The organism is Roseburia sp. (genome assembly GCF_041325975.1).
GTDB classification, from domain to species: Bacteria; Bacillota; Clostridia; order Lachnospirales; family Lachnospiraceae; genus Roseburia; species Roseburia rectibacter.
In genome coordinates this window covers 554,536-568,471 of record NZ_JBGLEJ010000003.1, presented here as the reverse complement: position 1 = coordinate 568,471, position 13,936 = coordinate 554,536, and the positions used below count along the sequence as shown (strand labels likewise).

Sequence of the window (13,936 nt, the reverse complement as noted above, 5' to 3'; positions counted from 1 at the left end):
CAGGTTTTTACAAAGGAGAAGCGTATGCAGACACAAAACAGGGAACTGATCCTTTTGGTAGATGATGATCCGGGTAATCTGAAAAGAGCACAGACAATTCTTGGGGAAGAATTTCGAATTTCTGCGACTACATCCGGGAAAATGGCATTATCACTTCTTTCAAAAGTGACGCCGGATCTGATCCTTCTGGATGTAAATATGCCGGGAATGAACGGATTTGAAACACTGACAAAGATTCGCGAACTTGAAAATGGAGCTGCGATACCGGTTGTGTTTCTGACCGGTGATAATGATGCGGAGACAGAGACAAAATGTTTTGAAGCAGGGGCGATGGATTTTGTCGGAAAACCATTCGTCTCACAGGTATTAGTAAGCCGTGTGAAACGGATTCTGGAGAATAAACAGTATCAGAATCATTTAGAAGATATGGTTGCATCACAGGTTGCCCAGATCACGCGCATGCAGGATGAGGTGATCACCGGTATCGCAAACCTGATCGAAAGCCGTGACAACAGCACAGGACTTCATGTAAAAAATACGCAGAACTATGTGCGGATTCTGACGAGGGCGCTGCGTGAGCGGGGACTTTATACAGATATACTTGATCATAATTATGAACTCAATACGGTAAAAGCATCGGTACTTCATGACATTGGAAAAATTAAGACGCCGGATGCAATCCTTTTAAAACCGGGAAGACTTACTGACGAGGAGTTTGCTGTCATGAAAAGGCATACCGTAGATGGCTGTGAGATCATTGACGGGATCATAGGAACTGTGGAACATGAGGAATATGTGGATATTGCCAGAAAAATAGCAAGACACCATCACGAAAGATGGGATGGTACAGGATATCCGGATGGATTAGCCGGGGAGGAGATTCCGTTATGTGCAAGGATCATGGCACTTGCAGATGTTTTTGATGCACTTTATCAGGAACGGTGTTACAAAAAAGCAATCCGTCCCGCATCGAAAGTATTTGAAATAATAAAGGAAAACAGCGGTTCCCAGTTTGATCCGAACCTTGCAGAAATTTTTTGTGAATTGCAGCAGGAAATTACGGATATCAGTGAATGAGGGGAAACGTTATGAAAAGAGAAATCAGGAAGGACAGAGCGGGACTGATCCCGTACATACTTTATACCATATATACGGTTTATATGGTAATGGCAGCAGTTTACTTAAAATGGCCTAGCTGGGTAGCTGCAGTGGTAGTCTGCGGACTTTTGGCAAGCATCGGGCTTCGGATTCTGTTAGGACGATCCGCAAAACTGGCAAAATTATTTTGTTCGGTAATGATCTGGATGAACATTATTTTATATACAGTTTTTACGGATGGATCGTCTCTTACCATGGCAACGGTTGCGGCAAGTGTCGTGATGTTGTCTCTTTTTGATCAGATCGAGATTAATTATATTTCGTTGGCAGCAACGCTTCTTTTGTTTGGTCTTGATACATTCCTGTTAGATAAAGTTAATTATGATAATCCGGTACGGGAAATGGAAATTTTTATGCAGTTTCTTGCGATCATCATCCTCGAACTCATGGAAAATAAACAGTTAAAGAACCGTATACAGCATGAAATCGAACTTGACGAGGCAATGCGTGAACTTGAAGAAGCGGAACATGCAAAAGATGATTTTATGGCAAATATTTCACATGAGATCCGCACACCGTTAAATTCGATCATCGGAATCGGCTCAGAGTTACTGGATGCGAAAGTGGATGATACGACCAAAGAGCAGTTATATGATATTACGGTCGCAGGCAGGAATCTGATGTCCTTAGTGTCTGATATTCTGGATTTCTCAGAACTTGAAAATGATACTATGGAGCTTGTGGAGGAGCCTTATAATATCACATCTGTGATCAATGATGTGGTAAATATGGCACATGTGTGGAATAAAGAAAAGAATCTTGAGATCATTGTGGATTGCGAGGCAGATATCCCGAATAATCTGCTTGGGGACAGTCAGAAGATCTACCGTATGATTTTAAATCTGATCAACAATGCGATCAAGTTTACGGATGCCGGAGGTGTCATTTTGTTTGTTGGCGCCCGCAAGGAACCATATGGTATCAATCTCATGGTGAAGGTAAAAGACACCGGAATCGGCATGAGTGAGAAAAATATAGATGCACTGGAAAATACATACAATCAGGTAGATACAACACGCGACAGACGAGCCGGAGGTGTTGGTTTAGGACTTGCGATCTCACGCAAAATGATCGCAAAGATGAATGGACATATGCATATCGAGAGTGTTCCTGATGTGGGGACAACCGTTTCCATTATCATACCGCAGAGAGTACTGACGGATATGCCGCTTGTATCTGTACGTGATGCAGGGGATAAAAAGATCGTTTTTTATATGAATCTCGAAAGATATCGCTTTGGGCAGCTTCGTGACGGTTATCTTGAATGTATACAGAGGATGATCGATCAGCTTCATGTAGATGCTGTGCGCTGCTCTACGATGCATGAGTTAAAGAACCGTATCGAACATGAAACATTTCAGTTCCTGTTTGTTGCGGATGTGGAATATTTTGAGGAACAGAGTTACTTTGACAGCCTGACCGACAAAATGAAAGTAGTTGTCATGGCAAACAGGGATTGTGATCTGCAGAAAGTCGGATCAGAAGTACAGCTTATTTACCGCCCAATCCATGTGTTCTCAATTGCCACTGTTTTAAATGGCGAAAAACTTCAGCAGGATGCTTATGATGAAAGGTGGCACCATGACAGATTCCGCATAAAGGGAGCAAAAATTCTCGCTGTGGATGACAGTGCCATGAATTTAAAAGTTGTTTCAAGCCTGCTTAGCCATTATGGAATTACGATCGATACGGCACTAAGCGGCAAAGAAGCCATAGAGAAAATAAGTGACAGAAGCTATGATCTTGTGTTTATGGATCACATGATGCCGGAAATGGATGGTGTGGAATGTATGCACAGGATTCATGAACTGCCGGGATTCAGGGAGAGAAAGATACCGGTCATAGCACTGACTGCCAATGCGATAGGCGGAGCCAGAGAGATGCTGATAAGAGAAGGATTTGATGATTTTGTTGCGAAACCGATTGAAAAGTCAGCAATGGAACGTGTCCTCCGCAAATATTTAAGTGCATTTATTGAAAAAGACACCGGGGAAGCAGAGAAAATATCTGGTCAGTCCAAAGAGGAACAGAGTAGAAGTAGTGAAGTATCCGGCGAGTCAGAAGAAAGACAGAATGGAAGCAGTGAAGTATCCGGTGAGTCAGAAGAAAGACAGAATGGAAGCAAGGAAGTATCCGGCGGGTTATCAGAAGAAGAGAATTTTGAGGTGGCAGGTATTGATCATAAGTTAGGACTTTCCTATTTTGACGATAATGAAGCGGATTATATGGAGATTGTACAGTGTTTTTATGAACAGGGAAGAAGCCAGATCCAGACACTGCAGGAGTTGTATGATAAAAAAGACTGGGAAAATTATAAGATCAACATACATTCTCTGAAAGGACAGAGCCTGACGATCGGCGCAAAAGATCTTTCTGCAAAAGCAAAGAGAATGCAGGAAGCATGTGAGCATAAAAATGAAAATTATATCATACAAAACCATGTGGAGCTGATAGCAGATTATTGTGCGATTCTCGATGGACTGTCAAAATATGTAACGGCAGAGGGAGAAGAAAAGACCTTGTTACAGAAATTAGCGGCTGCGATCGATAATTTTGATCAGGAGGAGGCAATAAAACTGCTGGAAAACGTAAAAAATGAAGCAGGAAGTTCACTGACGGATTCGGATGCACAGATCATCACTGATATGACAGAACAGATTGAACTGTTTGATTTTATCAGTGCGGCAGAAACATTAAAAAAATGGGGAGGTGACGTGCAATGAATAAGTTAAGTGACAGAATTATCCGGGTACTGATCCGGAAAGATGTTTCCATTCATGCACAGTTATTCCGGTTTATGTCACTGCTTGGAACGATTGCAATGGCAGTAGGTGGAGTTTATACGCTTGCCGAAGGGATGGAAATAAAAAATGTTATTGCATTGTTTGCCGGGGCATTTTTTATGGGAGTGCTTTTTTGGGCGGGAAAGAAATTTAAGCAATATGATATCTGTTCCTTTATTCTGATGCTGGGACTGAATGGGATTTTCCTGCCGGTTACATTTATGCGTTCCGGGGGTTTAAAAAGCGGTATGCCGCTCTGGTTTGTACTCGGTTTTATCTCCCTTTTTTTTCTGCTCAGGGGAAAAGGTCTTATCGCGGGAACAGTCATAACGCTCATTGCAGATGCGGTCTGTTTTTATATAGCGATGGTTTATCCGGAGAAAATTGTTTATATGGAATCAGAATCTGTGGTTAACGTCGACATTATTGTAAGTACTGTTATAACTGTTTTTCTGACCTGTGCATTTATGTTTATTCAGATCACACTCTATGAGTATCAGCGAAAAGAAAATGAAAAACAGCAGGCAAAGCTAGTTGCTGCAATGAATACACAGAGCCGTTTTCTTGCCAATATGAGTCATGAGATCCGTACGCCGATCAATACGATCATAGGGTTAAATGAAATGACACTGCGGGAGGAGAATCTGTCGGACGATATTATTGAAAATGCCAATAATATCCAGAGCGCAAGTAAGATGCTGTTATCCCTGATCAATGATATTTTAGACCTGTCGAAGATCGAGGCTGGAAAAATGGAGGTTGTTCCGGCACGTTATGAGACAGGTAAGCTTTTCAGTGAGATCGTAAATACGACCTGGATACGTGCACATGAGAAAAATCTGGAGTTTTGTGTCAACGTATCCGAAAAACTGCCGTCAATGTTATACGGCGATGAAATGAGGATCAAACAGGTTCTGACGAATATTTTAAGTAATGCGATCAAGTACACGCAAAAAGGATCTGTTACGTTGTTTGTGGAAGGGGAGCAGACAGGGACGGATGAAATCCTTTTAAAAATGTCCGTGATCGATACCGGTATGGGAATCCGGCAGGATGATATGAAATATCTGTTTGACAGTTTTAAACGGGTCAATGAGGGCAATACGAAAGGAATTGAAGGGACAGGACTTGGACTTTCCATCTGCAGCCAGCTCGTAAATCTGATGGGCGGTCAGATCACGGTTGACAGTATTTATCAGAAGGGTTCCACTTTTACGATCACGATTCCACAGAAGATCGTGAATGCTGCACCGCTTGGAAATCTCAACTACAACAGTTCATCGAGACATCAGAGGTCTTCCTACAAAAAGAGCTTTGAAGCGCCGGAAGCAAAAGTACTTGTTGTGGACGATAATGATATGAATCTGCTTGTTGCCAAAAAGCTGCTCCGGGAGACAAAAGTCCAGCTTTCCTTAGCACACAGCGGAATGGAATGCTTAAAGCTGACGGCGAAAAATAATTATGATGTGATCTTTATGGATCATATGATGCCGGAAATGGATGGAGAAAAAACCATGGATCTGATACGCAATCAGGAAGGCGGATTCTGCCGGAAAACACCGATTATCGCCCTGACGGCAAATGCAATGTCAGGAGCGGAAGAGAAGTATCGTAAAATGGGATTTTCCGATTATCTTGCGAAACCGATCAACGGCATTCTTTTTGAGGCAATGTTGCTTCGTTATCTGCCGAAGGAGCGTATTGAATATATGGTTGCTCCGGATGAGATCAGTGAAATGGACGGATTCCGTATTTTAGGACAGAAGAAAAAACAGAAACTGATCATCAGTACAGATAATGTGGTAGATCTGCCGAATGATGTGGTAAGGCAGCTTGGAATACCGATGATGCATTATTTTGTAAACACGGAATACGGTCATTTTGAGGATATGGTGGAAATCCATTCGGACAGCCTGCTTTCTTATATTGAAAAAGATCAGTATGCAAAATCAGAAGCACCGACAGTCGGGGAGTATGAGACATTTTTTGGAAATCTGCTTGAGGAGGCAGAGCAGGTGCTTCACATCTGTATTGCTTCCGGATCGGGAAAGGGATTTGAGAATGCAGGAAAGGCAGCAGCCGGATTTTCCCATGTGCAGGTCTATGATTCGGGACATTTATCCAGTGGCACAGGACTGATGGTAATGCAGGCGGCAAACATGTCATTGAAAAACAGGGATATGGATGAGATAATACAGAAGTTAGATGAGATGCAGAAAAAAGTGCAGACAAGTTTTATACTTGACAGTTCTAAGCAGCTTTACCGCAGCGGGCTCTTAAATAAGCAGGTTTGGAAACTGACAGAGATGCTGCAGTGTCATCCGGTTTTGTCACTGCACAAAAAGAAAATAGTGCCGTCCGCGATCTTTTTTGGTGATACGGAGAATGTTTATAAAAAATATATTCGTGCGCAGATGGCGCGGTTTGCCTCCATTGATCAGAGAGTTTTGTTTATAACGTCTGCAGGGTGTTCAAAAGAGACGAAAGACATGATCTTAGAGGAAGTGCAAAAATATAAGCAATTCGATCAGGTATACATGCAGGAGGCGTCGGCGGCAATCACGAGTAACTGCGGAGGGGGGTGTTTTGGACTTATTTATATGTTAGAGTAAGATTTTAATGGTGCTGTTTGCATCATAAATATAGTACGAAAGGAAGGATGAGGAATGAAAAGTGTAAAGAAAAAGATAACGGCAATGTTGTTGGCAATTCTTCTTATATTTAGCGGGAGCATGATCGCAGTGGATGTTATGCAGCCAGTCACTGTTGCAGCGGCATCTGCTGTAAAGCTGAATAAAACGAGCCTGACGATGACAAAGGGAAAGACATATCAGCTTAAGTTAAGACCGACTCAGAAAAAAGTGAAATGGTCATCTTCAAAGAAAACAGTAGTCAGCGTTTCAAAAAGTGGAAAACTGACTGCAAAAAAAGCAGGAAAGGCAACAATTACAGCAAAGGTCGGGAAAAAGAAATATACCTGCAAAGTAACGGTAAAAAATAAGCCGGCAGCTGTTCTGACAAAAGCAGATAAAGAGAAAGCAGAAGTTCTAAAGCTGATCAATAAAGAGAGAAAGGCGCAGGGAAAATCTTCTCTGAAAATGAATGATACCTTAAATGCTGCAGCAGATAAGCGGGCAAAAGAGCTTACACAGCTGTTTTCGCATACAAGACCAAACGGAGAGAGCTGTTTTTCTATTTTAAGTGAAAAGAAGTATCAGGTAAATTATCGCAGTGCAGGTGAAAATATTGCGGCAGGTTATACCGATGCAGCAGATGTTATGAATGGATGGATGAACTCACCGGGACATCGTGCTAATATTTTAAGCGATTCTTATGATCAGGTTGGAATCGGTTATTATTATGATGCGAATGCGCCATATCGTTATTATTGGGTGCAGATCTTTATGGGAAGCTGGTAAAAAAGTATTGACATTTTAAGAAAGAGTGTTATACTCGGACACATAAAAACAGAATATGATCTTCAGGGCAGGGTGAGATTCCCTACCGGTGGTATAGCCCACGAGCCGCAAGGCATGATTCGGTGTAACTCCGAAGCCGACAGTATAGTCTGGATGAAAGAAGATATGGATAAGCAGGATTGAAAGGATCGTTTTAAACGATCGGTAAGAATGCATACAAGGCTCTGGAATAGTTTTATTTCAGAGCCTTTTTGTTTGTGACAATAGAATTTCGCAGAGCGTGTATTCTATCGTCATGAATCAACAAAGATTGCAGACTCTGTCTTGCAGAAAGGGGAATGTATTCATGCAACAGGAAAGATATATGCGCCGTGCAATGGAACTTGCAGAACTCGGCAGAGGATGGACAAAGACAAATCCGGTGGTTGGTGCGGTTCTTGTAAAAGGGGACAGGATCATCGGGGAAGGCTATCATAAAAAATTTGGCGGACTTCACGCAGAGAGGGAAGCGCTGGCGGATTGCAGGAGCAGGGGAGAAGATCCGGCGGGAGCAGACCTTTATGTGACATTAGAACCGTGCTGTCATTACGGGAAAACGCCTCCATGTACACAGGCGATCATAGAAGCTGGCATCAGCCATGTGTTTGTCGGGGCGAAAGATATTAATCCACTTGTGGCGGGAGGAGGAATCCGGCAGTTAAGGGAGCAAGGCATCCTGGTGACGGAAGGAGTTTTACAGGAGGAATGTGAGTACCAAAATCGGGTATTTTTTCATTATATCCAGACAAAATTGCCCTATGTGCGGATGAAATATGCGATGACACTGGATGGAAAAATCGCATCGGCATCCGGAAAATCGCAATGGATCACCGGAGAGGCGGCAAGAGAACAGGTACACCGCATGCGGCATGAAATGACCGGAATCATGGTTGGGGCAGGCACGGTAATCGCGGATGATCCAATGTTAAACTGCCGTCTGCCGCAGACAAAAGACCCGGTCAGGATCGTTTGTGATACGACACTGCGGATACCGCTTAAGAGCCGTATCGTGCAGACCGCAGAGGAGCAGAAGACCATCATTGCAACCTGCTGTCAGGATGAAGCAAGGATCAGGGAATATCAGAAATATGCATGCCGGATCATAGTGACAGAGCGTGCGGATGGAAAAGTAGATTTAAAAGAACTGATGCGGCAGCTTGGAGCAGACGGGATCGAGAGTGTATTACTTGAGGGCGGTGCCATGCTGAACTGGTCGGCGTTAGAAGCCGGAATCGTCAATGAGGTGTATGCGTATGTGGCACCGAAACTGTTTGGCGGTGCAGATGCCAAAAGTCCGATTGCAGGAATGGGCGTGGATCATCCCGATGATGCGTACCATCTAGTCAATCAGAGGATACAGCAGGTGGGGGAGGACATTCTGATCACCGGGGAGCTGAAAAATAAATGAGAGGGAAATAGATACATAAGGTTTGAACATACTGTAAAAAGGCAGGGAGGGGAGGAAATTTGTTTACAGGAATTGTGGAAGAGGTCGGAAGAATCATAACAGCGGACCGGAAAGGCAATTCTGCCAGACTGAAAATAGAGGCAGAAAAAGTATTGGAGGATATCAAAATTGGTGACAGCATTGCCGTCAACGGAATCTGTCTTACCGTGACATCTTTTGGAAAAAACTATTTTACCGCCGATGTGATGCACGAAACGCTGCGGAGGTCATCGATTGGAGAAGCAGCGTCAGGCAGTCCGGTGAATCTGGAGCGCGCGATGGCGGCGAACGGCAGATTTGGCGGTCACATCGTGACAGGACATATTGACGGAACCGGAACGATCTGTGAAGTCATATCAGATGAGATCGCGATTTATTATTCCATTAAAGCGCCTGAGAAGATCATGCACTACATTGTTGAAAAGGGTTCTGTCGCAGTGGATGGGATCAGCCTTACCATTGCAGAAACGACACAGACCACTTTTATGGTGTCTGTTATCCCGCATACGGCGCAGTGTACGGTTTTGGCTCACAAAAAGGCGGGGGATAAGGTAAATCTGGAAAATGACTGTATCGGGAAGTATATAGAACATTTTTTGAACTGGAAGGAAGAAAAAATAACGGAGAGTAAGATCACGAAGGAGTTTTTATTTTCTAATGGATTTTGAAAACTCAGAAAAATCAAGTGAAAGTTCTTGCATGGAAAGGGAGAAGTATAATGAGAGAATTTGATACAGTGGAACAGGCATTAGAAGAATTGAAAAAAGGAAAGATCATTCTTGTGACAGATGATGAAGATCGTGAGAATGAAGGGGATTTTATCTGCGCGGCAGAGTTTGCAACGACAGAAAATCTGAATTTTATGGCAACACATGGAAAAGGACTGATCTGCATGCCGATGTCAAAGGAGATCTGTGAAAAATTAAGACTCCCGCAGATGGTGGCAGACAATACGGATAACCATGAGACCGCATTTACCGTATCGATCGATTATGTCGGCACAACGACTGGAATATCGGCGGAGGAACGCGGTATGACGGCAAGGCATTGCATCAGTGAGGATGCAAAACCGGAAGATTTTCGCAGACCGGGACACATGTTTCCACTGCTTGCAAAAAAGAATGGTGTGTTAGAACGTAACGGTCATACAGAAGCAACCGTTGACCTGATGCGTCTTGCCGGATTAAAAGAGTGTGGTTTATGCTGTGAGATTATGCGTGAGGACGGAACAATGATGCGTACAACAGAGCTCATGGAATTGGCAGAAAAGTGGAACATCTGTTTTATCACGATCGCGGCAATTCAGGAGTACCGCAAAAAACATGAGAAACTGGTAGAGTGCGCAGCAGTCGCAAAACTCCCGACAAAATATGGAGAATTTAAAGCGTATGGTTATCAGAATATTTTAAACGGGGAACATCATGTTGCGCTGGTAAAAGGTGAGATCGGAGACGGAGAGGATGTGCTATGCCGTGTACACTCCGAGTGCCTGACGGGAGATGTATTCGGATCTTTGAGGTGTGACTGCGGGGAACAGCTTGCTGCGGCAATGGAACAGATCGAAAAAGAAGGCCGCGGAATCCTGCTTTATATGCGGCAGGAGGGAAGAGGCATCGGATTACTGAACAAGCTGCGCGCCTATACATTGCAGGAGAAAGGAATGGATACGTTAGAGGCGAACCTTGCGCTCGGTTTTGCGGGGGATGAGCGGGAGTATTACATCGGAGCACAGATTTTAAAAGATCTCGGTGTAAAAACGCTGCGGCTTCTGACCAATAACCCGGATAAAGTTTACCAGTTGAAAGATTATGGCATGGAAATCAAAGAGCGCGTGCCGATCCAGATGAAGGCGACACCGTATGATCTGTTTTATCTGCGGACGAAACAGGAAAAGATGGGGCATATGCTTCGTTTTGAATAAGAGGATAAATATAATATTAAGTATCTATGGTGTCAACCTGACATCAACATTATAAAAAAGGAGATAAAAAAATGAACGTTTTAGAAGGAAAATTAACAGGAGCAGAGGATATTAAGATTGGGATCGTGGCAGCGAGGTTTAATGAATTTATCGTGTCAAGACTGATCGGGGGTGCACTTGACGGGTTGAAGCGTCATGATGTACCGGAGGAGCAGATTGATCTGGCATGGGTGCCGGGAGCGTTTGAGATACCGGTGATCGCAGAGAAGATGGCGGCAAGTGGAAAGTATGATGCAGTGATCTGCCTTGGGGCAGTGATACGCGGGGCAACGAGCCATTATGATTATGTGTGCAATGAAGTTTCCAAAGGGATTGCAAGCGTTTCCTTACAGAGCAAAATTCCGGTTATGTTTGGCGTTCTCACGACAGATAATATTGAACAGGCAATCGAGCGTGCCGGAAGCAAGGCGGGAAATAAGGGATATGAATGCGCTGTGGGTGCGATCGAGATGGTGAACCTGATGCGTGTAATGAAGAAGTAAAGAAGAGCCCAGGCGGTGCCAGATGTTTCTGGATTCTAAGCTGCCTTAAAAATGGTTCGTTCCCGGATTCTAATACCTAAAAAGGGAGCATCCCAAAGTTTGTGTAAACCTCCAAACTGATGTAAGATAAAATTACTCAGTTTGGAGGTTATTTTTATGGCAAGAAGAAAAGACAGCCCAAAAACTCCTGTATAATGCAGATATGGGCAGAATCCGGAAAATCGGCTCTGCCCATTTGTAACTATTCACAAATCTTATATCAGTTTTTAGCGTTTACACAAAACTTGAAACGGTCTCGGGGCTGTCGCACTATCTGATTAAAATCAGCAGTGTCTCAGCTCCTTTTTTATAGATTTTTTCTATATCTTGAATGATTGCAAAACTGTATTACTGACTCAAGGTTCGAACCACATCCTTATATCGTTCCGATTTGCTTACTTTATCCTCTTTTGTGACACCGTAATATCTGTATATATCTTTATAGATACTCTGAAAGTTTTTAACCACCTTTTTATTTCCACCAGCCCCACCGCCAATATATGCATATTTTTTTTCGATAACAATATACATGGTATCATTGATATCATCAAATGCTTTTTTGAATTTATGAAAGTCAATATCAAATTCTGTCGAAGGGATTTCCATTGCCCTCTGCATTCGATCCTCGCTTTGCCTGATATAAGCCTCCACATCTTTTGGCGATTCGCTCTTTAATTTAGGACAGGCAGTAGATTCTCCTAATAATTCTGGAGCATATTGAATGATAAAAGAGGCTCTCATCTGCTGATATTCTTCTGGAAATTCTTCAGCATCCTTATCGACTTCAGCAAACCCATATCTATTTACGATATACTCTATTACTTCATCCAAACTATGACCTTCACATGAAAGGGTTTTATCCACATAGAACCGCTTAATTTTATTTTTTGCTCTTTGAATTTTCTGTTTTAGAGTAAGTTTTGCATTTTTCTTAAAAAAAATGGAGGTCGGTCCATCGGCTCCTCCAATAACAGAAACTGCGCTCGCGCTTTTTTTCATAAACACCTGTCCTATTCAAAATAAAATTTATCATCCTAATAAACTGGAAGTTTTCTATTGTTCTTTATACTTCCTTTCAATGCACAAACTATAAACCGCCATGATTACTATTGTTTCTATCATTACACCCAATACTGACAGTAAAATAAACGGAGAATTCTGTCCTGAAAGCAGCGGCAATCCCAATGCAATCAAAATCACTCCATAAATAACAAACAACTTACCAACAGCACGATTGTAACCCGCGATATCATTTATAGATATAGGTTTTATGTTTGCCCAAAAGCCAACCACTTTTCTTGAAAAATATGCGCTTATTCCAAGCCCAATGATAATAACGCCACCAATCGCCCATATAACAAACCCTATAATATTTCCCATCATAATATCCCTCCCAACAAAACCCGTCCCGCTAATTAGTTTTATTATAGCATATCTATGAGCCTATTCTACTCTAATATTATTTTTTGTATATTACCAGTTCGTCAAACATGAAGTTGTCGCTTTACTTTACTTCTGTTGCGTCTTAATCAAAATGCATTCGGTTACAAGTGCCATCGTTATCAAGGCTCCCACAAAGGTGAAATAACTCAATCCATACACCAACGGCAAAAGAGAAATAACTGTTGTAATAATTGAAAGAACAAACATAGAATTGAAAACTCCATTTTTCTTTAATGAAATCAACGACAGCAACAAGATAACAACAGTAAGTACGGCTGTAATAAGTGGAGCAAAATTTGCATAGCCAAACGGTATTGGACTAAAGTATGAGAATGTTTCTTTTACTCTTTCTGTCGGAGATGGAGCAAAAGTACAAACTGCCCCCAGCGGCAATATTTCTAACGCTATTGTTATAGCTGGCAAAACTACTAAATTGATTTTCTTCATGTTCTGTACCTCTTTCGTAAATACCGAGTTGTTAAACTCTTTCTCTGTTCCATCTTCTTGCCCTTCGGACAAGAAGTATCCCTCGCTCTAAAGAGCTCGGTCAATTCAGATTTTTATAGTACAATCTTTTTCCATTTCCTAATCTTAGTTCTGAAAGTTCCGAACGGAGCAACCGTATTAACATGTATAAACTTGTATACTTCCCAGACCGCTGTTTTGGTTGCTTCATCGGCCCACTTTCTCATATGTGGCTCGAATAACTCTTCATCGCTTAATGAGTCAATGATTTCATAAATCGAATTAATATTCTCATTCAGCATGTCTTTCAGCTCCTGAAGCGAAAGATGAGCATATGTATCTGTAAACCATTGATATAATTCGCCAAGCTGATTCCACTTAAAATTATCTGAAGGAGTCTTGACATGAAGACCTTTTCTTTCATCAGATTCCCATTTAATAACAAGCGTTGTCCAGCCAACCTGATAAGCAAGATTTTCTGCCGGAGTTCTGTCAACTTCCTCAACTCTCTTATCTTTTAATGATTCTGGAATAATATCGAATTCTGAAATGTACTTTGCAAAACTTTTATTTATCTCGTTCTTAAGTTCATCTTTATTCTCGTATGTTCTCAAAATACTCCTCCTCGGTTCTATGTCCCTTATTTCAGCAGTAAAACGCTATTCCGCTTTAGGTTCAAA

At 42.2% G+C, this 13,936-nt stretch carries 12 protein-coding genes and 1 riboswitch; of the genes, 8 read left to right on the top strand and 4 right to left on the bottom strand.

Features of this window, described 5'->3' with window-relative positions:
• Positions 1 to 24 precede the first annotated feature (24 nt).
• The 8 genes from ACDD58_RS03225 (at position 25) to ribE (ending at position 11,309) form a co-directional block, all read left to right on the top strand.
• Positions 25 to 1,077, top strand: a complete 1,053-nt coding sequence (locus ACDD58_RS03225) for an HD domain-containing phosphohydrolase (protein ID WP_370775710.1) — start codon at positions 25 to 27, stop codon at positions 1,075 to 1,077.
• Between the two features lie 11 nt (positions 1,078 to 1,088).
• Entirely contained in the window at positions 1,089 to 3,881 is a 2,793-nt protein-coding gene (locus ACDD58_RS03220) for a response regulator (RefSeq protein ID WP_370775708.1), read from the top strand.
• A complete protein-coding gene (locus ACDD58_RS03215) occupies positions 3,878 to 6,553 on the top strand; it encodes a DegV family protein (protein WP_370775706.1) in 2,676 nt (891 codons plus the stop codon). Before ACDD58_RS03220 ends, ACDD58_RS03215 begins: the two co-directional genes overlap by 4 nt.
• Before the next feature lie 54 nt (positions 6,554 to 6,607).
• Positions 6,608 to 7,360 (top strand): CAP domain-containing protein, encoded by a 753-nt coding sequence (locus tag ACDD58_RS03210; protein ID WP_370775703.1) that lies wholly within the window; start codon positions 6,608 to 6,610, stop codon positions 7,358 to 7,360.
• A gap of 54 nt (positions 7,361 to 7,414) precedes the next feature.
• A riboswitch (FMN riboswitch) is annotated at positions 7,415 to 7,529 on the top strand.
• 177 nt (positions 7,530 to 7,706) lie between these two features.
• Positions 7,707 to 8,807, top strand: a complete 1,101-nt coding sequence (gene ribD / locus ACDD58_RS03205) for a bifunctional diaminohydroxyphosphoribosylaminopyrimidine deaminase/5-amino-6-(5-phosphoribosylamino)uracil reductase RibD (RefSeq protein ID WP_370775700.1) — start codon at positions 7,707 to 7,709, stop codon at positions 8,805 to 8,807.
• Positions 8,808 to 8,866: 59 nt separating this feature from the next.
• Complete coding sequence (locus ACDD58_RS03200) at positions 8,867 to 9,514, top strand: riboflavin synthase (RefSeq protein WP_117920679.1); 648 nt, start codon at positions 8,867 to 8,869, stop codon at positions 9,512 to 9,514.
• Between the two features lie 50 nt (positions 9,515 to 9,564).
• Positions 9,565 to 10,767, top strand: coding sequence for a bifunctional 3,4-dihydroxy-2-butanone-4-phosphate synthase/GTP cyclohydrolase II (locus ACDD58_RS03195; RefSeq protein ID WP_117920678.1), 1,203 nt, complete (start codon positions 9,565 to 9,567; stop codon positions 10,765 to 10,767).
• A gap of 71 nt (positions 10,768 to 10,838) precedes the next feature.
• On the top strand, positions 10,839 to 11,309 hold the full coding sequence (gene ribE, locus ACDD58_RS03190; RefSeq protein WP_015522487.1) for a 6,7-dimethyl-8-ribityllumazine synthase: 471 nt from the start codon (positions 10,839 to 10,841) through the stop codon (positions 11,307 to 11,309).
• Positions 11,310 to 11,696: 387 nt separating this feature from the next.
• On the opposite strand, the gene ACDD58_RS03185 is transcribed toward ribE, so the two are convergent.
• The 4 genes from ACDD58_RS03185 to ACDD58_RS03170 all read right to left on the bottom strand — a co-directional run bounded on the left by ACDD58_RS03185 (position 11,697) and on the right by ACDD58_RS03170 (position 13,870).
• Positions 11,697 to 12,347, bottom strand: a complete 651-nt coding sequence (locus ACDD58_RS03185) for a hypothetical protein (protein ID WP_186899229.1) — start codon at positions 12,345 to 12,347, stop codon at positions 11,697 to 11,699.
• A gap of 54 nt (positions 12,348 to 12,401) precedes the next feature.
• Positions 12,402 to 12,731: a hypothetical protein gene (locus ACDD58_RS03180; RefSeq protein WP_186899228.1), complete on the bottom strand. Its 330-nt coding sequence runs from the start codon at positions 12,729 to 12,731 to the stop codon at positions 12,402 to 12,404.
• Positions 12,732 to 12,857: 126 nt separating this feature from the next.
• Positions 12,858 to 13,238: a hypothetical protein gene (locus ACDD58_RS03175; protein ID WP_370775695.1), complete on the bottom strand. Its 381-nt coding sequence runs from the start codon at positions 13,236 to 13,238 to the stop codon at positions 12,858 to 12,860.
• A gap of 113 nt (positions 13,239 to 13,351) precedes the next feature.
• Positions 13,352 to 13,870 (bottom strand): ClbS/DfsB family four-helix bundle protein, encoded by a 519-nt coding sequence (locus ACDD58_RS03170; RefSeq protein WP_118203934.1) that lies wholly within the window; start codon positions 13,868 to 13,870, stop codon positions 13,352 to 13,354.
• Positions 13,871 to 13,936 lie beyond the last annotated feature (66 nt).